The sequence below is a fragment of the Frankia sp. AvcI1 genome (genome assembly GCF_001420875.1).
In the GTDB taxonomy this organism is placed as follows: Bacteria; Actinomycetota; Actinomycetes; order Frankiales; family Frankiaceae; genus Frankia; species Frankia alni.
Genome location: NZ_LJFZ01000011.1, coordinates 1 through 25,232, shown reverse-complemented (window position 1 = coordinate 25,232; position 25,232 = coordinate 1). Strand labels below are relative to the sequence as shown.

Here is a 25,232-nt window from a genome sequence, read left to right as displayed (position 1 = left end):
GNCGACGGTCGCTGCCGGCGGCGCCGTCCGGAGATCCAGTCACCCGGGCCGGGATGATTTTTTCGGACTTCCGCTGGACCGACNGGGGGTCCGAGGAATAACTTTCGCCAGNAGGCGGTAATCGGTCGACTACACGATCATTGTCAACTGCGGCGAACCGGGGGGACGTCCATTGTCAGGGATGCAGCGGACGCCGGGTGAGGGCAGCTCATCCCGTCCACGTGCCGAAACCCGGGCATCCATTCTGCGGGAATACTGCCCGCCAGCAAATCAACGGCAGTCCCGAAACTCGTCGAAGGTCGATCTCACCCCGGCATACCCGACCCGGCGGAATGAACGTCCGCGGGGTCGGCGGAATGGTTCGCCGCTGCGCGGGACGGCCGTCGCCCGGGGCCCTCGGTGAGCGCCGCGGCCGCCCCGGTGGCCACCCTGGACCTGCGCTCGGGCTGCCGTCGGCGGGTGGCGCGACGCCCCTGGGCTCCCGGTGCCCTGCGGACGCTGCTCACCCGGCGGCTGCGGTTCGACGTGGGCGCGGCGCAACGTCTGCTGATCGTCGACGAGGCCCGCGCGGCGGCGGCCCACCAGGTCGGAGTGGCCGCGCTGACCACCGGGCGTCCCGCCGAGTCGGTGCTGCTCGTCCTGGTGGGGCCGGCGCCGGGCGAGATCACCGCGCGCGGCACCGGTGTCCGCGACGAGCCGTTCGGCGCCGGGCCGAGCGAGGAGCCGCTCCTCGACCTCGACGCCCCCTACAACCCGGCCTTCTATGCCTTCGCCGACGACCCGACCTTCGGCGACCACCACACGGCCATCACCGACGACACGGCCCTCGGCGACGACACGGCCCTCGGCGACGACCCGGCCCTCGGCGACGACCCGGCCCTCGGCGACGACCCGGCCCTCGGCGACGACCCGGCCTTCGGCGAGGACACCACCGCGGCGGACGGCAGTGCGCCCGCCGTCCCAGCGATCCTCTGGGTCGGAGCGGTCGAGGGCGGATCGTCGGCCGCCGCGGTGGACCCGGCCGGCCCGGCGCTGCGGGTGCTACTCGACGCGCTGCGCAGCCCCGAGGTGTTCGACGCGGTCCACCGTGCGGTGTCCGCCATGCCCGGCCGCCTCGCCTTCCCCGGCATCCGCGCCGTCGTCGGCCGGCTCCCCGGCGAGTTGCTGCGCGCGTTGCGGATCGGGGCCGCGGTCCAGGCCGATGCCGGCGCCCAGTCCGATGTCCACGCCGACGCGGCGGCGGTTCCCGAGCTTGCCGGCGAGAGGCAGCGTGTGCTGCTGGATCCCCGACCCGAGGCCGCGGCGGTCATCGCCTTCGCGCCACGGGTTGCCCGCACGGAGCCGGCACCGCCGGAGCCGGCACCGCCGGAGGCGGATGACGCCAGCCCGGCAGACGCCGTCGAGCCGGCAGACGCCGTCGGGCCGGCCGTCGAGATCGTCTGGACCGCCGCGACGATGCTCGCCGGCGTGCTGCGGCTGACTCCTGCGCGGGACGCCGAAGCGCTGGGGGTCCTGTTCCCGGGTCTGCAACCGTGAACCGCNCCGCCCCCGCGGCCGTGGACCGGGCCCCGTCGGCGGGGGACGCCACCTCCGCGGTGACCCGCATCGACCAGATCGTCTACGCCTGGTCCAGGCGGACGCGGGCCGGCACCGAAGGCTACTTTCCCGTCGCGAGCTCTCTGAGCTCCGCGGCGACCCGTTCGTGGAACGGCCTGCTCGCCGCCCAGGTCGAGGCGGGCGACAGCCCTGTCGACCGGCCGCCGCCCACTCTCGCCTACGTCGTCGGCGCACCCGACCGGCCCGCCCGGGACGATCCGGACGACGTCCCGGACGCCGCGCTCGTCCACCACACCCACGTCGCCGGCCGAAGCGGCGCCGGAAGCGGCCGGCTGCGGGCGCATGTCCTGATCGGGCGGGCCGACTACCTGACCGAACGGGTCGCGCTGGCGCTCCACGCGGCGGGCGGGGCCACCGCGGCCGGTGCCCGGACCACACCGCGGCTTGAGCCACTGCACCTCGACGACNTCACCGCGCAGCGACGGGCCGGCGAGCGGACGCTGCGCCAGGCCGCCCGGGCCAGCGCCCGGCGCAACCGGCTGACCGTCCTGGTCTCGACGGCCCTCACCTGGTCGTGGATGGACCGACCGGTGGTGGTGTCACCTACCGGCTCGACCGAGGCCGTCACGCTGATGTGGGCACTCGTCGAGATGCTCGAAGGGGTGCTTCCCTACCGGCTCACCTTCGCCATCCACGCCGCCCCGCCCACTCCCCGCCGCACGTCGCCCGCCGCCCGCGCGGCCGGTGCGGCGAACGGGCCGGCGTGGGCGGCGAACGGGCCGGCGTCGGCCGCGGACCACGCGACGAGGGCGTCGGCCGGGGCGACCACCGGCCTGGGCCGGTCCGATCCGCGGTTCCGGTTCGTCCCGGTCCCCCCCGAGCTCGGGCCCGGCACCGACCCGGCGGTGATACACGTGGATCCCCGCGTGGCGCCGCCGGTCCCCCCGACCATCTCCGACGCGGCCCACCTGCTCGTCGACGTCTACGGACGGGGCGGAATCCGCGGCGTGAGCGACCTGCTGGCCCTGGTCGGCGACGAGGCGTTCCGGCCCCACGATCCCGAGCGCTGGTGCCACCGGCTGCTGGCGACCGGCGGACGGGACGCGGCGGTGGCCGGATCCGGCGTGTGGCCGGGCCCCGGCACGGCCGGGTCGTTCGCCGCCGGCTCCCTCTCCGCCGACCCCCTCACGGCCGACGCGCTCACGGCCGACGCGCTCACGGCCGACGCGCTCACGGCCGACCCTCCGCCGACTGCCCCCCAGCCGAGCGGCCCCGGTCCCATCGACTCTCAGCCGATCGACCCGAGTCCGATTGACCCGAGTCCGATTGACCCGAATCCGATCGGCCACCCGCACGCGGACTGGGCGTCCGAACCGGCCTGGCCGTCGCCGGGGCGGCCCGCACCGCCGCCGGCAGATGCGCGATCACCGGCGGCGCCGCTCGCGGGGCGAGGGGCCGCCGGGCAGGCACTCGCGGTCGCCGAGCACCTTCATGACGCCTACGAGCTGGTGCTGGCACCGGGCGGCGCCGTCGGGGACGACACCGATCCGGCGGGTCGCCTGATCGCCATCCTGACCCACCCGGTCGGCCTGCCCGCCGACCTGCCGAGCGCCGAACGGCTGCGCGGGCAGCTCCACCGCGTCGCCGGCCGGCTGACCACGCCGGGTGCCTCCGGCCAGCCGCCAAGATCGGCGACGGGGCAGCAGGCACGCCCCGGGCCGCAGTCGCGCGAGCAGGGACGCGACATGATCGTGGCCGGTGTCCTCGACCGCCTGGGGTGTGATCCGGCCGATCGGGTCCGGATCACAGCGGACGTCGAGGCCGCGGTCGTCGAGGAGCAACGGCAGGTCGAGGGGGCGCTGACCGCGCTGGCCGACGACCTCGCCGCGCTGCGTGGCCCGTCGCCCACCCGGGGTGCCGAGCAGTCGTCGCGCCAGGCGATCGGACTCCTGACGGCCGGCCTGGACGCAGTCTTCTCGTCCTACCGCCTCGCGACGGCCGGCGGGAGCGCGCGGCGGCTCGCCGCCGAGACCCTCGACGCGCTGCGCACCGTCCGTCGCCCGGCCCCCGCGGCCACCCCGCCCGCGGCCACCCCGCCCGTGGCCACCCAGTCCGCACCGACCACCCCGCCAAGCCACCTCGAAGCACCGCCCAGCCGCATCGACCGCCCGGCCGGGGCGGAGAACGGCTTCGAGGTGACGGTGACGGTCCGACCGCCGGCGGCAGTCTCCCCCGCGGTTGCTGCCGCCGCGCACCGGCAGGAGCTGGAGCAGGCCGCATGGGCCGCGGTCACCCGGCACGTCGCGGCGGCCTACCGGACGGAGTGGTCGTACTGGGACGGCCGCCTGCACCCCGTCGACCGGCTGCTGGCCGTGCTGGGCGTGCCGCTCGGGATCTCGCTGGCGGAGTCGGGTCCCGATCCGCTGGCCGATCCGCTGGAATCGCCCACCGAGCTGCGTGAACTCGCCGCGCTGCGCGACCTGTTCGGCCCGCTGGGCCCGCCGGCCGCCCGGTCCCGGCCGCAGCCTGACCGCCCGCCGGGCCGGTGCGCCGACGTCCTCGCCCGCGCCGCCAGCGACGTCACCCAGGCGATCACCCGACTGACACCGGAGCGCCGCCTGGCCGAGGTGGACCGGACGGCCTACGTCGCCGCGGTCCACAGCGCCGTCGAGGAGATGCATCGGCAGATCGTGCAGCTACTGGCCGGGCTGGTCACGGACCTGGCCGCCCTGCCGGTGGCAGCGCAGGGCGGCACGGACCGGCCGGACGAGACCCACCGGGCCGCGCGCATGCGGGACCTGCTCGCCCCCGCTCTGCGGACCGTCTTCGACCGGTTCGGGCTGACGGAGGGGTTCGCGTTCGCCGACGCACTGGCCGACGAGCTGGCCTGGCTGACCGCCGGCCCGGCACCCCCCACGACGGCACGCCCGGCAACGGGACTCCCCGCCCACGAAGGGCCCGCTCAAGAACGGCCTGCCGACGAGCAGCCTGCCGACGAGCGGGCCGCCGGCGGATGGCCCGCCGACGGACGGCCCGCCGAGTCGCCGGCCGAGTCACCGGCCGCGGCGGTGGTGCGGCTGCTGCGGGAGACCCGGTCGTGGGGAGCCGACGCCTTCCGGATACTCGTCCTGTACGCCCCGGGCTGGCACGGAGCCGAGGACGTCCGGTATGCCATCGCCGCCGCCGTGGCGGCCGAGCCGGGCGGGTTCGGGCCGCCGGGAGCCGACGACGACGGATCCGCGCTGCTCGCGGCCGGCGCCCGACCCTTCTTCGAGCGGCTCGCGACGGCCCGACCGGGCGGGCGCCAGGTGGTCGACACCGTCGCTCGCGTGCTGGACCTCTACGTCCGCGGCGACGACGGCGAGGCATCCGGAGAGGGCGCGGCATCCGGGGAGGAGGAATCCGGGGGGGTGCACGGCGAAGGTGGCGAGGTCCGGGCGGCGAGCGCGGCGCCACGGTCGCGGCGGCCCACCTCGTCCGCTGCGGAACTGCACGCCCTCGGCGGCGAGCTCACCAGGCGCATCCCGCCGACCGCGGCGGCACCGCGGGATCCGGCGGTCGCGTTCCTCGACGCGTGCACGTCGGGCCGACCCGACGCGGCCCGGGTCTTCGGCCTGCTCGTCCGGTACGTGCCGAGCTGGGACGACGCCTGGGATCTGTACGAGGCGATCTGGAGCCGAGGCACACCTCGNCGCGACGGCAGGATGGTGCCCGGCCCGCCCTCGGCGGCGGAGCTGGGCGCTGCGGGGGAGCGGTACTTCCGCCACGCCCTGCGTGCCGGCGACGGTGACGGTTTCGGCTCCGTCGGCGCCGACGACCACGCGCAGGCCCGCGGCGACGAGGGCCACGGCGACGGAGGCTACCGCGACGAGGGGTACAGCGACGAGGGGTACGGCGACGACGTCGTCGGCACGCACGCCGCCGACCTGGAACGTGTCGTGCGCCGACTGGTGGCGCTCTACCTGCCGGACGACCCACGCCTGCGGGCCGCCCACGAGCTCCCCGGCTTCGTCGAGTCCCGGGTCATCGGCGAGATCGCCGCAGGAGGCGAGACCCGGCGCCGTCGGCGCTCCTTCGGGCTCCCCGTGTTCGCTCTCACCCTGGCCGTCGCCGTGCTCGCCCTGCTCGTCGTCGTCCGGTGACAGCACCGGTCGCCGGGCCGAGGGGCGACGACCGCCATCCCGCCCGACCGGGCGGCCCGATCACCGCGNCTGCCCCGTTCGCCCTACTCGGGGTCGGTCGAGTCTGGAACAATGACCTGCACCTGTGTCGGTGTCGCGACACACCCGGGGTTCGCCGTGCGTCGGTGCCCTTGGGTAAGAAGGAAGACGGCTGGCGACACGTCCCGACAGCGTGATCGTGACTGGTTCGGCGAGGACGGAGGCCATGGGTAGCTCGCTGGTACCAATCATGCTCATCGTGGTGCTGCTGGTGGCCCTGGTGATCTACTTCGCTCTCAACAACCGGCCGGTTCGGCAGGGCAGCCAACGCCGCAGCCGTGGCTTGGACCATCAGCGGCATCGATCCGGTACGGTGCCGCTGCGAGACAGCTCCGACGCCGCCGCGCCGGACGGGATCGTGCCGGGCTTCACCGAGCCGGCGCCGGACCCCCCCGCCGAACAGACGGCCGACGACCCGAGCGACGGCCCGGAGGCGGGCGCGTCGTGGGGAGGGGATGTGACCACGCAGGTTCCAGTCGGGGGGGAGAACAGTCGCGATCCCGACGCGACCGGTTGGACACCACCGCCCGCCGCCCCGCCGCATCAGGCCCAGTCCCGCGAGGACGAGCGGGAGGACGCCACCCGCTACTACGACCCACAGACCGGCGACTACCCGATCGCGCCGCCCACGACGACCTTCGTCGCGCAGTCGGCCGCGGTGGGAGCGGAGCCGGTTGGGGGGCGGGCGGCCGTGGGCGACCCGCGGTGGGAGAGCTCGCCGACCGCGACGACCTATCCCAACGTCGCGGCCGCCGCGTCGCGGGAGCAGGCCGCCGACCTGATGGCGACCGAGCCCGAGCAGACCACGGCCGCCCCGCTGCGGCTGGCCGCCGCCGGCCGGACCCGCCGGGGCAAGCGCGGCGGTCCCAACGAGGACGCCTTCGTCGTCGTGGACGGCCTGCTGGCGGTCTCGGACGGCGTCGGCGGGGAGGCCGCCGGGCAGATCGCCTCCACGCTGACCGTCACCACGGTGGCCGGCTTCCGGCCGCAGTACGCGGAGGATCCGCTGGAGGGCCTGCGCCGGGCCGTGGAACGGGCGAACCGGGTGGTCCGCACCCGCGCCAGGGAGGAACCGACCTGGCTGGGCATGGCCTGCACGCTGGACGTCGTCATCCTCGGCCGGCAGCACAACACCGGCGAGTACCTGACCGTCGCCCACGTCGGCGACAGCTCGGTCTGGCTGCAGCCGGGCCGGGGGCGCCCGCGGGCGTTGACCACCCCGCACGCGATCCGCAACGGCCCGCTGCTGAACGCCGTCGGCCTCGCCGACGAGATCGAGGCCGACATCTTCAGCGAGCCGGTCCGGGCCGGCGACCGGGTCGTCCTCGCCAGCGACGGCATCACCAAGGTGATGACGCCCGAGCAGCTCGACGGGCTGCTCGGCGAGCTGGGCTCCGAGCCGCCCGAGCGGGCCGCGGATGCCCTCGTCGAGGCGGCCCTGCTGGCCGGCGCCCGCGATGACACCACCATCGTCGTCGCCGATCTGGTCTCCGAGCCCACCTCGCGGTGACCCCGGTCGGGCGTCCGGCCCGGCCGCGGCGCACCCGGCGTCGGCGGTCGGAGTCCCGGACCCGGCCCCGGCAGTCCGCCCGGGACGGCCACGGTGATCGGCCGCGGCGCGCCCGGTGGCCGGGGCGGGCGCGCCGGCCTGGGGCACCGGCTGGAACGCTGGGCGGCCCGGCCGCTGCTCGTCGCCGGGCGGCTGGCCCGCTGGTTGCGCCGCCACCTGCTGGGGACGTTCGCCGTCCTCGGGGTGATCGCGTTCAGCCTCGGCCTGATCGGGATGTACCGGCATTTCCGCAGCGAGCCGGCGATGTTCAGCTGGCCCAACATCGTGTTCTTCACGGCGACGCTCTTCCTCGCCGACGGGACGGTCTTCCAGGACGGCGGGAAGTTCCCGCTGACGCTGGAGATCGCCCGGTTCCTCGCGCCGGTGGCGACGGCCGTCGGGGTCGCCGACGGCGTGAGCACGATCTTCGCCCAGCGCTTCGAACGGTTCCGGGCGCGCCACGCCCGCCATCACGTCATCGTGTGCGGCACCGGCCCCACGGCGTCGGCGCTCGTCGACAAGCTCTCCCGATCCAAACGGGTGGTACTGGTCGCCGAGGATGCGGAGCGGGAGTATCCGGACGCCGAGNTGCCGCCCGGCCTGCTGCGGGTTGTCGGTGACCCGGTGGAACCGCTGGTCCTGGCGAAGGCCGGCGTCGCCCGTGCGGACGTGGTCTACGGCTGTCTGCCGGACACCTCGTCGAACCTGGCGATCGCGCTGGCCGCCCGGCGCCTCGCCGCCGACCGGGTGGAGCAGCCGCTGCGCTGCCTGGCCCAGGTGGGCGACCTGTCCCTGATCCCGCACCTGCGCGCCCGGCGGATCGGGCTGAACGACGACAGCGGGTTCCGGCTGGACTTCTTCGCCGTCGAGGTGCTCGGCGCGCACGCCCTGCTCAACCGGTACCCGCCGAGCTGGGCCGCCCCGGAGCCCGGCGCGGCGCCGACCGTCGCGCCGGCGCCGCTGGTCGTGCTCGGGCTGTCCGGCCTCGGCCGCGCCCTGGTGATGGAGCTGGCCCGCCGCTGGCGGTCCCTGGCCGGCGCGTCCGGGCCGCTGTTGCCCATCGCCGTGGCCGATCCGGCGGCCGAGGAGAAGCTCGCCGCGCTGCGCGCCCGGGAGCCCGCCCTGGCCCGCGTCGCGCTCACCGCGCACGACACCCCGCACGGCGAGCTGCCGCCGGCCGTCACGCAGGCGGATGGTCCGCAGGAGCCGCCCGAGTTCGTCTACGTCTGCCAGAGCGACGAGGAACGGGCGCTGTTGTACGGGCTGGACGCCGCCCAGGCCCTCAACGGCCGGTTCGGCGTCGCGCGGACCACGGTCATCGTGCGCACCGGACGCCAGCGCAGCCTGCAGGACGTCTTCGGCCGGCCGACGTTTCCCCGCCCCGCGACCCCGCTGCCGGGGCCGCTGCTGGAGGACCTCCAGGGGGGCGTGCGCTTCTTCGCCGTCAACGACGAGGCGCTTCCCCTCGACCTCGGCGACACCGACCTCATCGAACGCTTCGCCCGGGCAANCCACGAGCGCTACCTGGACACGGAACGCCGCCGGGGCAACGCGATGGGGTCCAGACGGGCGATGGTGGCGTGGGCGGACCTGCCGGACGACCTGCGCGACTCCAACCGGGCGCAGGCCGCCCAGTTCGGGGAGGTCCTGNGGGCGCAGGCGCTGATGCTGATGCCGGCCGGAGAGGCTGACGCCGACTTCGCGTTCACCGTGGGGGAGATCGACGAGCTCGCCCAGCAGGAGCACGAGCGGTGGCGCCGGGAGCGGGAGGCGAAGGGCTTCGCCCTGGGGCCGACCCACCAGGACGGGGCCGACCGGCGCCACCCCGCGATGGTCGACTGGTCGGCGCTGTCCGAGATCGACCGGGATCGCGACCGCGACGTCATCCGCAGCCTGCCGGCGATCCTCGCCCACGCGGGGCTGCGCATCGTCCGCCTGGAGGATCCGACCTGACTTCCGACACCTGCCCGGTTCGGTAGCCGCCGGCACTGCGCCGTCGGCGAGTAACGCAGGCGGCCCGAACACGACTTTTCATCGGCCATACCCCGCACCCGGCCGCAAGAAGTTTTCTCGGTGTACGCGACCCTGATCCGTCTGACAGCAAAACGAGATCTGCCCGCAGTCAGCAGACGCCCGAGACCAAGAGTATGACGTAGCTCACATTCACTTTACCGGCCCGATTGCGGCTGACCATAAACCAATACGCCTACTTTGATTCACTCGTATTCTCGCTGAACCAGCCTTCCGGAGCCCACATGCGGCAGAATCATGTGTATCTGGTCGACACGTATCACTTCGTGGTCGAGACCGAGGTGAGGTGGGATATGCCGTCGAGCACGCCTGACAGCGCCAGCCGACGGCGCACCGCGGTGCGCAGCCTCGCCGCCGACGTCGGCGGGCTCGCGGCGAGCCGGCCCGCACCGACAGGCCGCGCCGCGACCGCCCCCGCACCACCGGTCGCGGCCGAACATGGCCGCACTGCCTGGCTGGCAGATCTGGGCGTGCTGGGCGTAGCGGTGGTGTGGGGCTCAACCTACGTGGCGATGCAGTGGTCAGGGCGGTTCATCTCCGTCCCCGCCTTCCTGTTTCTGNGGTTCGCGATGGGAGCGTCGACCATCGTCGTCCTGGCACCGCGGGCATGGCGTGGTCTGACCCGCCAGGAGATGTCGATCGGAGCCCTGTTCGGCTGTTTGCTGTTCGGGATCCTGTATCTCGAGACGCTGGGTGTCCGTCACACCCTCGCCTCCAACGCGGGCTTTCTCATCTCACTGTCGGTGATACTCGTCCCCCTGATCGAGAGGACCTTCCTCCGGGCACGGATCGCCCGGGTTACCTACCCGCTGACGCTGGTGTCCCTGGNCGGGTGCGCGCTGCTCACCCTGGATCGGGGCTTCACCGTGCGCGGGGGAGATCTGATCATTCTGGGGGCCGCGCTGATCCGGGCCGTCCAGATCGTGCTCTTCAGCTCGCAGTCGAAGGGCCGGGACATCTCGCTGCTGCGCGTCACCGGCGTCGAACTCTGGGTCGTCGCGTGCGGGGGTCTGCTGGTCTCCCTGTTCCGGCCGGGCCGGTCCGTCCACGAGGCGACGCACCTGCCCGGCGAGGCCTGGCTGGTCATCGCGTACCTCGGCGTGGCGGGCACCGCCTTCGCCTTCCTGACCCAGCTCTATGCCGCGCGGGCGTCCTCCCCGACCCGGGTCGGTCTCATGATGTCCACCGAGCCGTTCTTCGCAGCGGTCTTCGCCGTCGTGCTCCTGAGCGAGAATCTCGGCCCCACCCAACTCACGGGAGGGGGGTTGGTCCTGCTGTCGGCCTACCTGGGGCGGTGGGCGGATGCTCGGCGGCTGGCATCCCGACCGGAGTCGCCGGCTGCCGCGCCGGTGCCGCCGGAGGGCGCTACGCGCCGCGGCCCGCTTCGGCGGTCCTACGGCACAGATCCTCGAACATGACGAGCTGCGGCGACGCTCCGCCGCGCTGCTGCGGGCCGACTTCGCGGTATGTGACTCGTTCGTCCGCGAGCGGAAGGACACCAGGATCTCTGCCACGATCGTCGCCTGCTCCGGATCCGCCGGTGCGTTCACCCCCGAGCAGCTCGCCGAGTGGCCACGGCCGGGGTCAGGAGATGCGCTGGTCCACGGGGCAGTCCAGGGCGCTGGCCCGGGTCAGGCCGTCGACCGAGAGTCGGGCGGACAGCCGCACCGGCCCGGACGCCTCGGTGAGAATGCCCGTCCAGCCGCCGGCGGCGCGGAACACGCACGCCCTGCCCTCCGACAACCGCCAGTAGGGCGTGTAGTGGACGAGCACGGTGGCGATCCCCGGAGTGCGAAAGCGCACGGCCACCGAGCTCACCCCGAGCTCCGTGAGGCTCGCCGGCCCCTGCACCAGACCGGCGGAGTCGGTGACGAGCCAGACCTTCCAGTGCGGGTTCGCCCAGGCGAGTTCGAGGTAGGGCAGGCCCGCCCGCAGTAGTTTCGCCTCCGCGACGGCGGACGGGTCGAGCTCCACGTCGGGCAGGGCGACGTAGCGGATGCCCCGGGCGAGCAGCCACTCGTGGTAGGTCTCGGCGTCGAGGCTGCCGTCGTAGAACAGCGCGTTGTACTTGCTGTCGAGCTGGCGCAGCCAGCCCCGGGCCATCGGCACGCTCGGCGCCACGAAACGCGCCTCCCAGTGGGCGCGGGTGAACGGCACCTCGACCCGGCCGGCCGGCACGGGCGCGCCGCGGTCGAGGTAGTCGAGCAGCTCGGTGTAGTACCCGGCGGACGACGACGGATCGCCCTGGGTGAGCAGCGCGCCGTGGATCGGGCCGACCTGCCAGCCGATCAGCGGGATCGCGACGATCGCGAGCACCCGGCGGCGGTCGGCGAGCAGCAGCGCCGCCGCGGGGCCGGCCAGCAGCGTCGCCGGCCGGGTGATGTTCCCCCCGACCTGGGAGGGGATNAAGAAGAACACCGCCGCCGCGGCGGCCCACAGCAGCAGGCCGTGACGGATCGCCCGGGCCTCCCTCGGGACGACCAGCAGGCCCACCGCGATGAGCGCCAGCAGTGACAGGAAGGTCAGCGCCGGGAACGGCTGGTAGCCGTCCTCGGGGAACGCCAGCGCGACGACGATGCCGGCCCCGGCCCCGGCGAACGGCAGCACGCGGCGCCAGCCGATGGTCAGCACCAGCGCGGCGCCGACGAGCAGGACGAACCCGGCGGCCAGGGGCGAGGCCAGCGACGACAGCACGGCGCCGGCCCAGGTCAGCTTCGTCCGGCGCTCACGGGCCCCGAGCAGCGCCAGCGCGCCGAACGCCATGCCCAGGGCGAACGGCATCCGCCCGACGACGAGGTTCGACACCGTCNCCACGGCGAACCAGACGAGGACGAGGTCCTGCCCCGACCGCCGGCCCGGCCCGCGCAGCAGGCGGGTCACGATCACCGTGGAGGCGACGCAGGAGATCGCGCCCAGCAGCTGCACCCCGAGCAACGCCCCCAGGGGCGGGAACAGCACACTGTACCCGGGTATGGTGTGGCCGCCGTACCACTGATCGTCCCACAGGACCGCCCCGCCATGGCGGAACAGCCACACCCGGTATTCCTGGGCGGGGGTGTCGGGGCCGGTCACGCCGAGCCCGACGCACAGCAGGCACAGGGCCGCGGTCAGCGTCCAGGGCCACCGGCGCACGGCCGCGACGAGGACGAGCAGGCCACGCACGACCGGCCCGTGGTGCCGCGGCGGCTCGAGGGCGATGAAGGGGGTCTGGGGCAGTGGAGCCACGCGAGACTCGGTCTCGCCCGCCGGCACCGCCACGGCCACAGTCGTCGGCTGGCTACCGCGCGTGGCGTCGACCGGGGAACCGGGCGCCGCGAGCGCTGTCACCCGCGACCTCCCAAGGCACCGACGACGGTCCGTCCGCCGCGTCCCACCGATCATCTCCCGACGGCCCGCCGGTCGGCGAACGGCCGGCCGCGGCCACCACCGACGCGGCGGCGCACGACGGCCGCGGACCGACCGCCGTCAGGCCCCCGACCAGCGTCATCTGGTTGATCATCGGGGGAGCCGGCGCCGCGGTCGCGGCCATGTTGGCCGAGGGGTGGCTCGGCCCACGCGATCCGAACGTCACCGACCCCTCGTCCTGGTGGGGAATTCTCCCATCGACCCCGCCGACGGAGACGGCAAGGGGCGTTCTGGCCGGACTGTCCGCGCTCAGCGTCATCACGCTGTGCCTGTGCTGGGTTCTCCTGGTACGCGCGATGGCCGCCGGGCGGGTGTCCACCCGCACCGGGCTCGCCGCCGCCGCCGCCTGGAGNCTGCCGTTCGCCGTCGGGCCGCCGCTGTTCAGCCGGGACGTCTACGCCTACGCCGCCCAGGGGGAGCTGGCCAGGCTCGGCCTGGACCCGGCGACCCACGGGGTGGCCACCCTGCTGACGGCCGGCGCGTCGGACGGATCCGGCCAGGCCTTCGTCCGAGCCGTCGACCCGCGGTGGTGGCACACCCACACCCCCTACGGCGGTGCCGCGGTCGCGGTCGAGAAGGCCGCGGCGGCCATCGGCGGTGGCCCGGCGGGGACCATCGCGGTTCTCCGGGTGATCGCCGTGCTCGCCACGATCGCCCTGATCTGCCTGTCGCTGCTCCTCGCCGGGTCCGAGCCGGGCCGGCGCCGCGCGGTCGCGGTCCTGGTCGCGGCGAACCCCGTCGTCGTCATCCACCTCGTGGGCGGCGCGCACCTCGACGCGCTCGCCGCCGCGCTCGTCGTCGCCGCCCTCGTGCTCGACCGCGTCCCGCGCGTGGCGGGACACGGGACCCTGCCGGGCGCCGCCGCGACGGGACTGGCGGGCCTCGCCGGCAACGTCAAGGCGACCGCCCTGCTCTGCGTCGGCTGGCTGGTGCTGGCCCACCTGCTGGCCGCGCGGCGGGCGCCGCGACCGGTACGGGCGGCAGTCGTGCGTCTCGCCGCCGACGCGGTCGCCGTCGCCGTCGCCTCGGCCCTGAGCATCGCCGCCGCCGGCTTCGGCCCGACCTGGATCCACGCGCTGTCGACCTCGGGCACCCTGACCACCGGCATCGCTCCCGCCGCGGTCCTCGCGGCGGCGGCGGACGGCGTGCTCGCGCTGCTCGGCGTGCATCCCGCGGACGGGGCGACGCAGCGGGTGACCCGGACGCTGTGCCTGGCGGCCGCGGCGGCCGTCGTCGGCGCCCTCGCCGTGCGCGCCTGGCGCCGCTCCTCCGAGGCACCCGCCGGCCCCGGCACGACGGGGGGCGATCGCGCGTTGCGGGCGTTCGCCGACCGGCGGCCGGACCTGGTCGTCGTCGGCTTCGGCGGGCTGGCCGTGGCGCTCGGCAATCCGGTGGTCTACCCCTGGTACCTGGCGCTGTGCCTGACGCCGCTCGCGATCCTGACGACCGGCGGCGCCCCGGGCGGGCGACGGACGGGACGGCTGCCGGGCACGGCCGCGGGACGCACGGTCGCCGCGCTGGTCGTGACCTCCGCCTGGCTGTGCCTCGCGACCCTCTCGCCGCTCGCGGCCACCTGGCGGCTGCTCGGTCCCGCCGGGATCGCCGCCCTGGTCACGGTCGCCGCGCTCGCCGTGGGGGCCGGGGTCGCGACCGCGCTGGTGGCGGCCCGGCGGCGGCCCGCACCGCCCACCAGCACACCGTGAGCAGACCGAGGTTGCGTCCGACCAGCAACAGGCTCAGCACGATCCGACCCTGGATGACGTCGTTGTACCGCCACGGATAGATGAGCTGGGTCAGCGCGGCGCAGGCCAGCAGCGCCACCGGCAGGCGACCGGGCAGGCCCCACGGCCGGCCGCCGAGCCCCGGCGCCGGCGCGCTGCCGACGCCACCCCCGGCGGCCCCGACGCCACCCCCGCCACCCCCGGCGGCCCCGGCGTCCGACGCGGCCGCGGGGGCGACGGCCAGGCCAGCGGCGACCAGCGCGAGGATCCACACGAGGTACTGCGGGCTGAGCACCCGGGCTGTCACGACGACCACGACGACCAGCGCGAGGGCCCGCCCGGCGAGCGTCCCGGCCATCGCCCGCGGGTCCTCGCCACCGCCGCCCGTCGAGACCATGCGGGCCTCGCCCGTCGGGGCCCTGAAGGTCTCGTCCGGCATGTCCGCCGCGTCACCCGTCCGGGCGGGTCCGGCCGCCGGCCGGCGGCCCCGCGTCCACCACCACGCCGCCGCCGCGACGATGACGACGCCCTCGACGAGGCTGCACGCGGTGGCGACGGCGCGGGCCACCGAACCGCCGAACTGCAGGGAGCCGTAGGAGTAGGCGGGCGCCGGGCCGCCGAGCATGTGGGCGACGACGAACGGCGTCGCGGCCACCGCCTCGATCTGCAGCCCGCGGGCCTGCTGCGCGCCGAGGAAGCCCAGGATGTCGCGCCACCAGCCGGTCAGCGCGACGACGGCGGCAAGCAGCCCCACCGCGCCCGCCAACCCGCCGGCCAGCCGGGCCGCCCCCGCCCGCAGCCGGGCCGGCCACCGGGCCGGGGAGCCTGCCGGCGCCGGAATCGCGACCAGCAGCAGCAACGGCCACACCTTGAGCAGCGTCCCCACGCCGAGGTGGAAGCCGGCGCGGCCGAACCGGGCCCGCGACACGGCGAGCACCGCGGCGAGCCCCGCCGCGGCCGGAAGCAGGTCGAACCGGGCCAGCGCCACGGGGCCCAGGGCGGTGATCCCAAGCACCCAGAACAACGCCGCGCCACGGTCGCGCCGCGCCAACGCGGCGGTCACGGCGAGGTCGGCGAGGAGCGTCAGCACGACGAACGCCACCCGATAGGGCACCGCCGAAAGGGTGTGAGCCAGCTCCGGCAGCACCAGCGCGACCGCCGCCCCGGGCGGGTACTGCCAGCGGTCGTCGCCGACGGGCAGCCCNCCGCCGTGGCCGAGATCGTGCGCCCAGCCGGCGTAGATCCGAACATCACCGAGGACGGTCTGCTGAGCACCGAACGTCTGGCCGGTCAGGACGCCGGCGACGAGCAGGGTGCGAGTGAGCAGCCAGCCGCCCCACAACCGGCGGGCGGCCGATCGGGGTGCCCCCGGACCGGTCCGGGATGTGGCTGCCCGGCCGGCGGCGGCGGTCGCCCGCGGGGCGGGCGGGCGGGGCGCCCCGGCGGACGGGGCCGACTGATCCGGGCGCACGCCCGCGACCGTACCCGCCCGTTCGGGCGGCCCGAGGCGCGCCCTCGAGGCGCCGGGCGGAGGGCCTCTGCCGTCACCTATTGTTTGCGCCATATCGAGTCACTGCCACGGTGCGCAACGGAGCGCGCCGTGGCCGACGAACCCGGCGGCGCGTTCGGCGGCAGAGGGTGGCTCGAAACGCGCCGCGGAGGTGCCTGTGATCCTCGGATCCGGCTCAGCATGGGACACGGCCTGCGTTCAACTGGGGAACGCGGCTCGTCATCTGGGCCTCGACGACGGACTGCACGAACTGCTCCGCACGCCCCGCCGGGNGATCACCGTCAGCGTGCCACTGCTGCGTGACGACGGATCGCTGATGGTGCTGACCGGCTACCGGGTCCAGCACAACCTCGCCCGCGGCCCCGGCAAGGGCGGCATCCGCTTCCACCCCAGCTGCGACCTCGACGAGGTCAAGGCACTGGCGATGTGGATGACCTGGAAGTGCGCGCTGATGGGGATCCCCTACGGCGGGGCGAAGGGCGGCATCGCCGTGGAGCCGGCGCTGCTGTCCCGCCAGGAGCGCGAGCGCATGACCCGGCGCTACGCCGCCGAGCTCGTCCCCCTGATCGGGCCGGAGAAGGACATTCCCGCCCCCGACGTGGGCACCGACGAGCAGACCATGGCCTGGATCATGGACACCTACTCCGCCCACACCGGCTACACCGCGACCGGCGTCGTGACCGGNAAACCGCTGTCGATCGGCGGCTCCGCCGGGCGGGCCGGGGCGACCAGCCGCGGCGTNNAGCTCGCGTTGTTCGCCGCCCTGCGCCAGACCGGGCGGGACCCGTACGACACGACCGTCGCCATCCAGGGCTTCGGCAAGGTCGGGGCGCTCGCCGCCCAGTACCTGCACGACGCCGGCTGCAAGGTCGTCGCCGTCTCGGACGTCAAGGGCGGCGTCTACAACCCGCAGGGCCTCAACCCGGCGGCGCTGATCCGCCACCTCGCCGAGGGGGCGGAGACCGTCGTCGGTTTCCCGGGCACGGACACGCTCACCAACGACGACCTGCTCGAACTCGACGTGGACGTGCTGGTCCCCGCGGCCCTCGAAGGCGTCATCACCATCGAGAACGCGGACCGGATCAAGGCAAAGATCATCGTCGAGGGCGCCAACGGCCCGGTCACGGCGGACGCCGACCGGATCCTGGAGGACCGGGGCGTGATGGTCGTGCCGGACATCCTCGCCAACGGCGGCGGCGTCGCGGTCTCGTACTTCGAGTGGGTGCAGGACATGCAGGCCTACTTCTGGTCCGAGGACGAGGTCAACGACCGGCTGCGGACCCTGATGGAGCGGGCCTACGGCGAGGTGGCGATGCTTGCCACCACCCAGGGCGTCACCATGCGCGCCGCGGCGCACATCATCGGGGTGAGCCGGGTCGCCGAGGCCCACCAGACGCGCGGCCTCTACCCCTGAGCGACCCGCGACNCCCCCGAGCGGCCCACGGCCGACACGCCGTTCCCACCTGACACCGACCCGTCCCCTCCCCCACGCCGACCCCCGAGGACGGGACCCGCTCGTCCGGGCTCAGATCCGACCGGCGGGACGCCCGCCGGCGCGAGGTGACGCGCCGGCACCGGAACGGGCCGCGCCGGGCGGCATCCCGGGATGTCCGGGACTGCCACCGGACGGTGCCGGTCGCCGAGTTGCCGAGGGTGACCACGGTCAAGGCCACCGATCGTGCGATCTCTCGGCAACTCGCGCGGCTGCCCTACCCGGCCGCCTCCCGACCGGGCCGCCTCCCGACCGAACCGCCTCCCGACCGGGCCGCGTCGGGGAACACCGCCGCCTGGGCCGCCGCGGCGGCGACGGCGAGCAGGGCGTCGCGGTCGTCGGCCGGCGCGGTGCGGTTTCGGCGGCGGTGACCGCAGCGCTCGCAGGCGTGGGTGAGCATCACGTCATGCGTGCGGGCCTCGACGGCCACCGGGCGCATCACCCCACCGCAGGCGGCCGCGCGGTCGCCGGGATGCACGTCGACGTGGCGCGAGCACAGGCAGGCCGGGCAGTGGTTGGTGTATCCGTCGCCGCGCACGGCGGTCCCACAGACGAGGCAGTCGAAGTCCTCCGTGGTGCGGGTGAATCGCCGGCTCACCGGTCCAGCGTAGCCATCGGCCGCCGGGCGGCACGGTGCGCACGGTCCGCGGACCCGGACCGCGCAGAACGCACCGCAATCGGCTCGGCCCGGTGTGCAACGAGCTCGGGTGGCGGTCATCGGCCGGAACGTGTGTTCCCGGAGACGACCGGGGATGTCGGACCCACAGGATGAAATAGTGGGCGGCGAACCATACCGGGCGTGGCGTGACCGCGCCCGACCGCGCTCGTCATCCCGGATGCGTCCCGAGGAGGTCCCGCTGTGCAGGCAGCTCAACCCCTGCCGCCCGAGGAACCCGGGCGGACGAGCACCCCGGCCGCGGAGCTGTCCGACCGCGACCGTCGCATTCTTCGCTTCGAGCAGGGCTGGTGGCGTCATCCGGGGGCGAAGGAGGAGGCGATCCGCGCCGAGTTCGGCCTGTCCTCGACCCGCTACTACCAGATCCTCAATCGACTGATCGACTCGGACGCGGCGCTGATCACCGATCCGATGCTCGTCCGGCGGCTGCGCCGGCTGCGCGAGCAGCGCCGGGCCGCCAGGTCCGGCCGCCGGGACCGGAACGAGGAGTAGAGCTCCGCATGACGCATGGCACGAGCGCGCCACCGCGACGCCGCCCCCCGGGCCGGCGCGCGGACCGGCTGCACGCCGTGGCGGCGGGGGCCGTCGCCGTCCTCGCCGTGCTCGCGGGCATCCTGCTGGTGAACCTGGTCAACGGCTCGTCCGACCCCGAGCGGCCGAAGCCGGTCGCGGCGCCCGCCCACACCCCGGACGACGCCGGCCCGAGCCCGTCGGCCTCGGCGCACCGCACGACGCCCGCGGCCTCGCCGACCCGCCGCCCGAGCCCGGCCGCGACGACGCCGCCCGCCGAGCGCCCGCCGTCCCCGACACCCGCGCCGCCGCCGGCAGCGCAGAGCCACCGGCCCACCGTGACGGCGCCGGTGGTCGTGCTGAACAACTCCCGGGTCTCCGGCCTCGCGGAGGTCGCGGCCGGGCGGGTCGAGGCGGCCGGGTTCACCGTCGAGCGGACCGGGAACTTCCAGTCGGTCTACAACGTGCCGGTCTCGACGGTGTTCTACGACGACGACGACGCCGCGGCCGCCCAGGCGCTCAAGGACGCCGTCCCGGGCATCGAGAAGATCGTCCCTCGCTCGCAGACGAGGATCGTCTCCACCGACACCCTGATCCTCGTCATCACTCGCGACTTCCCCGCCGACCCGGAAAAATGATCAGTGATCGTCCCGCCTGAGACATCCCCCGGTGGGAATGTCCGCCGGCCCTCGACCATCGACGACATCGACCCCGGGAAGGCTCCGTGAGCGATTCCGCCCCGCACAGCACGCCAGCGCCCCGCACCCCCGCCGGGGGTGCCGGGCTCGCCGCCCTGCTCACCGCGCCCGACCGCGCGCTGATCGCCCTCGACTACGACGGCACGCTCTCCCCGATCGTCGCCCGCCCGGCCGACGCCGTCCCCGCACCCGGGGCGATCGAGGCACTGCGCCGCATCTCCCGCGCGGTGGGCACGCTGGCAATCATCACCGGGCGGCCGGTCGACGCGCTGCTGGAGCTGACCGGGCTGGAGAAGCTTTCCGACCTCGGCGAGCTGGTCATCCTCGGCCAGTACGGACTGCAGCGGTGGGATTCGCAGTCCCGGGCGATCACCAGCCCGGAGCCGTTGCCGGGCGTGGCCGCCGTCCGCGCCGCGCTGCCCGAGCTGCTGCGCGACGCCCCCGCCGGCACGGTCGTCGAGGACAAGCACCAGGCGCTCGTCGTGCACGTGCGCCGCACCGCCGACCCGGACGCGGCGCTGGCCGCGCTCGCCCCGGCGCTGACGACGCTGGCCGAGGAGCACGGGCTGGAGGCCGCCCCCGGCAAGAAGGTGCTGGAGCTGCGCCCGCCCGGCCACGACAAGGGGGGCGCGCTGCGCGAGCTCGTCGCCGCCCGCGGAGCACGCTCGGTGCTCGTCGCCGGGGACGACTACGGCGACCTGCCCGCCTTCTCCGCCGTCGACGAGATGCGGGCGGGCGGGCTGCCCGGCATCTCGGTGTGCAGCGACAGCCCCGAGGTCCCCGCCGTGTTGCGGGAGCGCGCCGACCTGGTCGTCGGCGGTCCCGCGGGCATGGTCGCGCTGCTGGAGGTGCTCATCGAGCGTCTCGGCGGCTGATCGGTGCGTCGGGGCGGTCGGCGGCGAGGGCGTCGAGCTGGTCGGTGAACCAGACCCGCGGTGGCAGCCGGCCCGCCACGGCGGCGAGCTCGCCGGCGCGGCGCCGGCGGTCGGCCGCGGGCATCGTCAGCGCCGCGTGCAGGGCCTGCGCCGTCGCCTGGATGTCGAACGGATTGATCACCAGTGCAGCCCTGCCCATCTCCGCGCAGGCCCCCGCCTCCCGGGACAGCACCAGCACGGCGTCGCGCCGCGACACGACCGGCCCCTCCTTCGCGACGAGGTTCATCCCGTCCCGGATCGGGTTGACGACGAGCACCTCGGCCAGCGAGAGCGCGGCGATCGACCGCGGGTAGTCGTCGGTGATCTCCAACCGCAGCGGCAGCCACGTGTCGGTGGCGAACTCGTCCTCGATCTCCGCGGCGAGCCGCTGCACCGCGGCCGTGTACTCGCGGTACTCCGGCAGGTCGTGCCGCGACGGGTAGGCGCAGACGAGGTGCATCACCTTGCCGCGCCACTCCGGGCGGGTCCGCAGCAGCTCGCGGTAGGCGGCGAGGCCGCGCACGATGTTCTTGGACAGCTCGGTGCGGTCGACCCGGACGATCAGGCGCCTGCCCTCGGCCAGCTCGACGAGCTCCGCGGCCCGGGCGGCGACGTCGGACGCGTCGGCCCGGTCGCGCAGCTCGTCGGCGTCGACGCCGAGCGGGTGCACGCCGATGCGCACCGTGTGCCCGGCTCCCGCGGCCCCGGCGGGCGGCGCCACCGTGATCGAGCGTCCCTCGACCCGCACGCCGAGCAGACCGCGGGCGCACTCGGTGAAGGCGTCGGCCCACGCGTCGGTGAGGAACCCCAGCCGGTCGGCGCCGAGCATGCCGCGCAGGATCTGCTCGCCGACGTCGTCGGGCAGCATCCGGAAGTACTCCGGCGGCGCCCACGGGGTGTGGCTGAAGTGGCCGATGCGCAGGTCCGGGCGCAGCCGGCGCAGCTGCCCGGGGACGAGGGTCAGGTGGTAGTCCTGGACGAGCACCGAGGCGCCCGGAGCGGCCTCGTGCGCCAGCGCCTCGGCGAACATCGCGTTGTACGCCTCGTAGGCCGCCCAGTCGCGGCGGAACGACGGGTCGAACACCGGCTNCGAGGCCGGGGCGTAGAGCAGGTGCTGGATGAACCACAGGATGCGGTTCGCGACCGCGTTGTAGGCCCGGTCGAACACGACCCGGTCGACGTCGAGCATCCGCACGGCCGTGCCGCCGGTGTCGTGGCCGGCGAGGTCGAGCCGGCCGGCCGGTGCGGCGCGCACGGCGCGCCGGTCGGCGTCGCCGAGCGCGGCGCACACCCAGACCATCGGCAGGGCGTCGGGCGGGGCGTCGGCCGCCGCCTGCCCCAGACCGCTGACCAGCCCGCCCGCCCCCCGGCGCAGCACCAGCTCCCCGCTGTCACCGGTGGCGAAGGCGACCGGCCCCCGGTTGGAGGCGACCAGCACCCGCGCCGTCCCCAGCGGTGAAGGACCCCCCGACGTGCCCTGCTCGGCTTCCCGCGTCCGCTGCACACTNCGGAGGGTAGGCCATCCGGGCGGCCTTCCAGGCCGGACCGCCGGCCACACCGCGGCCATCCGGCGCGGATTCCGGCGGATATGGCCGGAGATCGTCCGTCCGGTGTCCGAACACCGTCCGGTCGGCCAACACCGGGCGAACCCTCCCTGAACCGGCGTCGGACCGGCCGTGAACCAGCATCGGACCGGCCGTGAACCAGCATCGAACCGCCTGCGAACGCGCCTGGAACAGGAGGGGCGCTGCCGGCGAGCGGGTCAGGCGGCGACGGCCGTGCGCACGGCGCTCGCCCACCCCGCGCCGACCGTGCCCGCCTCGACGGTGACGTTGTCGTACCGCTCGAGCAGGGCGGTGATGTCGGGGTGGCGAAGCGCGTTGGCGACCAGGTGCATGCGGCCGACATGCGGGGCCATCGCCAGGTCGCTGGCCGAGTCGCCGATCGCGATCGCCTCGGCCGGGGACACGCCGCGCCGTTTGAGGTCGTAGGCCACCGCGTCGCCCTTGCCCACCCCGTCGGGGACGAGGTGGTAGACGTGCGGCGCGACGCCCAGCCCGGGCATGTGGGCGGGCGAGATCAGACCGTTGTCACGCATGCTCAACCAGGCGAAACCGGTCTCGGCGAGCCAGCCGTCGACCTCGGGGACGTCGATGCGACCGCGGAGCATGACGTCGACCTCGCGGCCGGCGTGCCAGGGGGTGTGCAGCTCCAGGCGGCCCGGGTAGTTCTCGATCAGCCGGTCGAGCAGCGACGCGGGGACCTGGTCGAAGTCCGGCGGCATGGCGCCGCGCAGGATCTCGCTGTCCCGCCCGTCGTTCCAGCCGACGATGGCGCCGAGCTCCCCGATGAAGCCGTCCGCGCCGAAGATCTGCGCCGCCTCGACGAGCTGGGGCCGAGTGCGGCCGCTGACCAGCACCAGCGCGATGCCGGCCGCGTGCAGCTCGGCGAGCGCCTGCGCCGGGTCCAGGGTGATCGCCCCGCCCTCGGCGCGGAAGAAGCAGCCCTTCGGGCCGACCATCGTGCCGTCGAGATCGGTGTAGACGACGCGAATACTCACTGTCACGGACTCCCTGGTCTGCAAGGTGGGTCGGCCCGCCGGCACCGACCGCCCGGGCACCGGGCGCGAGCGGCGGTCGCCGGACGCGGTCCGGCGTTCCCGGTGCCGGTGGACGTGCCCGGCCCCGGTGACCGTGCCCGGGGCGCCGAGGAACGTCGATGAACATTGTGGGGCCGCGGCGGGCCGCACCCGACGAAACACGATCTCATGAGCGTGAACCACGAAACACCGGTGCACGATCTCCGGCACTCGGTCTACAGTACGGACAGACAACTTCATCTGGCTCATCCAGAGGGGCAGAGGGAACGGCCCAGTGAAGCCCCGGCAACCACCCGCATCCGATGCGTGGCAGGTGCTAATTCCGACCCGTGGCAGGTTGCCCCGGGAAAGATGAGGAGCTTCTTCATGACTCTCGCGCCCGAGCGTGCCGACACTCCCGCCCTCGACGTCGCGAACCCCGCGGTCGGACTGTCCTGTCGCCACTGCGGCGCCACCTACCCCCTCTCCCCGTCCCACGTGTGCGTGGAGTGCTTCGCCCCGCTGGAGATCTCCTACGACCCCGACCTGCTCGGCCGGGTCACCCGGGAGTCCATCGAGCGTGGGCCGGCCAACCTGTGGCGCTACGTCGGCCTGCTGCCCGCGGGGCACGACCCGGCGCGCCGGGTGTCGCTCGGCGCCGGCTGGACGCCGCTGCGCCCGGCCCCGCGCCTGGCCGCCGAGCTGGGGATGAAGACCCTCTACGTCAAGGACGACAGCGCCAACCCGACGCACTCGTTCAAGGACCGCGTCGTCTCGGTGGCGCTGAGCGCCGCCCGCGAGCTCGGCTTCACCACGGTGGCCTGCGCCTCGACCGGCAACCTCGCCCAGTCCGTGGCCGCGCACNCCGCCGGGGCCGGGCTGCGCTCGGTGGTGCTGGTGCCGCACGACCTGGAGGCCGGCAAGACCGTCTCCACCGGCGTGTACGGCGGGACCCTCGTCGCGATCCAGGGCAACTACGACGACGTCAACCGGCTGTGCAGCGAGCTGGCCGGCGAGTACGAGTGGGCGTTCGTCAACGTCAACGTCCGCCCGTTCTACGCCGAGGGCTCCAAGACGCTGGGTTACGAGGTCGCCGAGCAGCTCGGCTGGCGGCTTCCCGAGCAGGTCGTCGTGCCGATCGCGTCCGGCTCCCTGCTGACCAAGGTCGACAAGGCGTTCGGCGAGCTCGGCAAGCTGGGCCTGGTGGAGCCGACGCCGTACCGGGTCTTCGGCGCGCAGGCCGCCGGCTGCAACCCGGTGGCCGCGGCGTTCGCCCGCGGGGTCGACACGGTTGCCCCGGTGCGACCGTCGACGATCGCCAAGTCGCTGTCCATCGGCAACCCGGCCGACGGCCCGTACGCCCTCGACGTCGCCCGCCGCACCGGCGGTGCGATCACGGACGTCAGCGACGACGAGATCCTCGAGGGCATGCGGCTGCTGGCCCGTACCGAGGGCATCTTCGGCGAGACCGCCGGCGGCGTCACGGTCGCGAACCTGCGCCGCCTGCTGCGCGAGGGTCTGCTCGACCCGGCCGCCGAGACCGTCATCTACAACACCGGCGACGGGCTGAAGACCCTCGACCCGCTGGTCGAGACCGGCGGCCCGACGGCCACCATCAAGCCGTCGCTGCGTGCCTTCGAGGCCGCCGGCCTCGGCGACGACTGACCCCGCCGGCCTCGGCGACACTGACCGCCCCGGCGCCCGGCGCCGATGCCGCGGCCTGTCGGCTGGCCGACACCGGGCCGGCAGCCGGCGCGTCGCGGCCCTGCCACGCGGCCTGACCGGGGGCGTCGCCGTGCCGCGCCCGGTCGCGCAGCGGGCCGTGGAGGCCGCGGTGCGCAACACGGAGAAGCGGCGGCGAGCTTGCACTCTCCCATGCCGAGTGCTAAACAGGACTTGGCACTCTCACCTAGGGAGTGCCAAGGCTGAAACGGCGAGGCTGNCCGTTCCGCCCGGCGTCCACGGTGGTTGCACCGAGGTCGGAGCCGGNGGGAGCCGTCCGTCGCGGGCGTCGTTGTGGCCAGGCCATCGAACCTGCCATCCCACTGGGAGGACCCAGAAACCATGCCGAAGATCATTGCCTTCGATGAGGAGGCTCGGCGCGGCCTGGAGCGCGGCATGAACCAGCTGGCCGATGCGGTCAAGGTCACGCTCGNTCCGAAGGGTCGCAACGTCGTTCTGGAGAAGAAGTGGGGCGTCCCCACGATCACCAACGACGGTGTGAGCATCGCCAAGGAGATCGAGCTCGAGGACCCGTACGAGAAGATCGGTGCGGAGCTCGTCAAGGAAGTCGCGAAGAAGACCAACGACGTCGCGGGTGACGGCACCACCACCGCGACGATCCTGGCCCAGGCCCTGGTGCGTGAGGGTC

At 74.7% G+C, this 25,232-nt stretch carries 12 protein-coding genes, 12 pseudogenes and 1 riboswitch; of the genes and pseudogenes, 16 read left to right on the top strand and 8 right to left on the bottom strand.

The window, feature by feature from the left end; all coding sequences use genetic code 11:
* The first annotated feature begins 399 nt into the window (after nucleotides 1-399).
* The 5 genes and pseudogenes from UK94_RS13340 to UK94_RS50525 all read left to right on the top strand — a co-directional run.
* On the top strand, nucleotides 400-1,536 hold the full coding sequence (locus UK94_RS13340; RefSeq protein ID WP_055750098.1) for a hypothetical protein: 1,137 nt from the start codon (nucleotides 400-402) through the stop codon (nucleotides 1,534-1,536).
* Between the two features lie 3,713 nt (nucleotides 1,537-5,249).
* A pseudogene (locus tag UK94_RS50540) lies at nucleotides 5,250-5,699 on the top strand (hypothetical protein); the annotation flags it as partial.
* Nucleotides 5,700-5,943: 244 nt separating this feature from the next.
* Nucleotides 5,944-7,287 (top strand): serine/threonine-protein phosphatase, encoded by a 1,344-nt coding sequence (locus tag UK94_RS13330; RefSeq protein WP_041939950.1) that lies wholly within the window; start codon nucleotides 5,944-5,946, stop codon nucleotides 7,285-7,287.
* A 273-nt stretch (nucleotides 7,288-7,560) separates the two neighbouring features.
* Nucleotides 7,561-7,914 (top strand): annotated as a pseudogene (locus UK94_RS50530) (potassium channel protein); the annotation flags it as partial.
* Between the two features lies 1 nt (nucleotide 7,915).
* A pseudogene (locus tag UK94_RS50525) lies at nucleotides 7,916-8,836 on the top strand (NAD-binding protein); the annotation flags it as partial.
* A 2,105-nt stretch (nucleotides 8,837-10,941) separates the two neighbouring features.
* Here the strand turns inward: UK94_RS50525 and UK94_RS50520 are convergent.
* The 3 pseudogenes from UK94_RS50520 to UK94_RS50510 form a co-directional block, all read right to left on the bottom strand.
* Nucleotides 10,942-11,763 (bottom strand): annotated as a pseudogene (locus UK94_RS50520) (hypothetical protein); the annotation flags it as partial.
* 1 nt (nucleotide 11,764) lies between these two features.
* A pseudogene (locus UK94_RS50515) lies at nucleotides 11,765-12,166 on the bottom strand (hypothetical protein); the annotation flags it as partial.
* A 1-nt stretch (nucleotide 12,167) separates the two neighbouring features.
* A pseudogene (locus UK94_RS50510) lies at nucleotides 12,168-12,738 on the bottom strand (hypothetical protein); the annotation flags it as partial.
* A 146-nt stretch (nucleotides 12,739-12,884) separates the two neighbouring features.
* Here UK94_RS50510 and UK94_RS73715 point away from each other — a divergent pair.
* Nucleotides 12,885-13,114 (top strand): annotated as a pseudogene (locus UK94_RS73715) (hypothetical protein); the annotation flags it as partial.
* Between the two features lies 1 nt (nucleotide 13,115).
* Nucleotides 13,116-14,465 (top strand): polyprenol phosphomannose-dependent alpha 1,6 mannosyltransferase MptB (gene mptB / locus UK94_RS34345; RefSeq protein ID WP_235487771.1); only part of this gene is annotated, 1,350 nt, incomplete at its 5' end.
* Here mptB and UK94_RS13300 read toward each other — a convergent pair.
* Complete coding sequence (locus tag UK94_RS13300; RefSeq protein ID WP_268761338.1) at nucleotides 14,374-15,684, bottom strand: glycosyltransferase 87 family protein; 1,311 nt, start codon at nucleotides 15,682-15,684, stop codon at nucleotides 14,374-14,376. The two genes, mptB and UK94_RS13300, sit on opposite strands and share 92 nt — an antisense overlap.
* Nucleotides 15,685-16,266: 582 nt before the next feature.
* Between UK94_RS13300 and UK94_RS50500 the strand changes: the two are divergent.
* Together UK94_RS50500 and UK94_RS50495 are read left to right on the top strand one after the other, a co-directional pair.
* A pseudogene (locus tag UK94_RS50500) lies at nucleotides 16,267-16,677 on the top strand (Glu/Leu/Phe/Val dehydrogenase dimerization domain-containing protein); the annotation flags it as partial.
* Between the two features lie 59 nt (nucleotides 16,678-16,736).
* A partial coding sequence (locus UK94_RS50495) for a glutamate dehydrogenase (protein ID WP_235487769.1) occupies nucleotides 16,737-17,407 on the top strand: 671 nt, incomplete at its 5' end.
* A gap of 295 nt (nucleotides 17,408-17,702) precedes the next feature.
* Here the strand turns inward: UK94_RS50495 and UK94_RS13290 are convergent.
* Nucleotides 17,703-18,083, bottom strand: a complete 381-nt coding sequence (locus UK94_RS13290) for an RNHCP domain-containing protein (protein WP_011607731.1) — start codon at nucleotides 18,081-18,083, stop codon at nucleotides 17,703-17,705.
* A 261-nt stretch (nucleotides 18,084-18,344) separates the two neighbouring features.
* Between UK94_RS13290 and UK94_RS13285 the strand changes: the two genes are divergently transcribed.
* The 3 genes from UK94_RS13285 to otsB all read left to right on the top strand — a co-directional run bounded on the left by UK94_RS13285 (nucleotide 18,345) and on the right by otsB (nucleotide 20,244).
* Nucleotides 18,345-18,653 (top strand): DUF3263 domain-containing protein, encoded by a 309-nt coding sequence (locus UK94_RS13285; protein WP_011607732.1) that lies wholly within the window; start codon nucleotides 18,345-18,347, stop codon nucleotides 18,651-18,653.
* 8 nt (nucleotides 18,654-18,661) lie between these two features.
* The gene (locus tag UK94_RS13280; RefSeq protein WP_011607733.1) at nucleotides 18,662-19,309 is read left to right on the top strand and encodes a LytR C-terminal domain-containing protein; all 648 of its coding nucleotides are present in this window, start codon (nucleotides 18,662-18,664) and stop codon (nucleotides 19,307-19,309) included.
* Between the two features lie 86 nt (nucleotides 19,310-19,395).
* Nucleotides 19,396-20,244, top strand: a complete 849-nt coding sequence (otsB, locus tag UK94_RS13275; RefSeq protein WP_011607734.1) for a trehalose-phosphatase — start codon at nucleotides 19,396-19,398, stop codon at nucleotides 20,242-20,244.
* Here otsB and UK94_RS13270 read toward each other — a convergent pair.
* The 3 genes and pseudogenes from UK94_RS13270 to UK94_RS13265 all read right to left on the bottom strand — a co-directional run.
* Nucleotides 20,222-21,372: pseudogene (locus UK94_RS13270) on the bottom strand (trehalose-6-phosphate synthase); the annotation flags it as partial. The gene otsB and the pseudogene UK94_RS13270 sit on opposite strands and share 23 nt — an antisense overlap.
* A 1-nt stretch (nucleotide 21,373) precedes the next feature.
* A pseudogene (locus UK94_RS50490) lies at nucleotides 21,374-21,721 on the bottom strand (trehalose-6-phosphate synthase); the annotation flags it as partial.
* A gap of 324 nt (nucleotides 21,722-22,045) precedes the next feature.
* Nucleotides 22,046-22,843, bottom strand: a complete 798-nt coding sequence (locus UK94_RS13265; protein ID WP_041941141.1) for an HAD hydrolase family protein — start codon at nucleotides 22,841-22,843, stop codon at nucleotides 22,046-22,048.
* Between the two features lie 281 nt (nucleotides 22,844-23,124).
* Nucleotides 23,125-23,240: riboswitch (SAM riboswitch) on the top strand.
* 8 nt (nucleotides 23,241-23,248) lie between these two features.
* Here UK94_RS13265 and UK94_RS50485 point away from each other — a divergent pair.
* From UK94_RS50485 to UK94_RS13255, 4 genes and pseudogenes are all read left to right on the top strand, one after another.
* Nucleotides 23,249-23,725, top strand: a pseudogene (locus UK94_RS50485) (pyridoxal-phosphate dependent enzyme); the annotation flags it as partial.
* A 1-nt stretch (nucleotide 23,726) separates the two neighbouring features.
* Nucleotides 23,727-24,526: threonine synthase (gene thrC / locus UK94_RS50480; protein ID WP_235487768.1), on the top strand; the 800-nt coding region annotated here is incomplete at its 5' end.
* Between the two features lie 399 nt (nucleotides 24,527-24,925).
* Nucleotides 24,926-25,016 (top strand): annotated as a pseudogene (locus UK94_RS73710) (hypothetical protein); the annotation flags it as partial.
* Nucleotide 25,017: 1 nt separating this feature from the next.
* On the top strand, nucleotides 25,018-25,232 hold a 215-nt coding region (locus UK94_RS13255), incomplete at both ends, for a TCP-1/cpn60 chaperonin family protein (protein WP_313949499.1).

What these genes read in the sequence shown, in the direction of transcription:
- UK94_RS13280 (WP_011607733.1), top strand. Translation starts at nt 18,662, where the DNA reads ATGACGCATGGCACGAGCGCGCCACCGCGACGCCGCCCCCCGGGCCGG.
- UK94_RS13330 (WP_041939950.1), top strand. Translation starts at nt 5,944, where the DNA reads ATGGGTAGCTCGCTGGTACCAATCATGCTCATCGTGGTGCTGCTGGTG.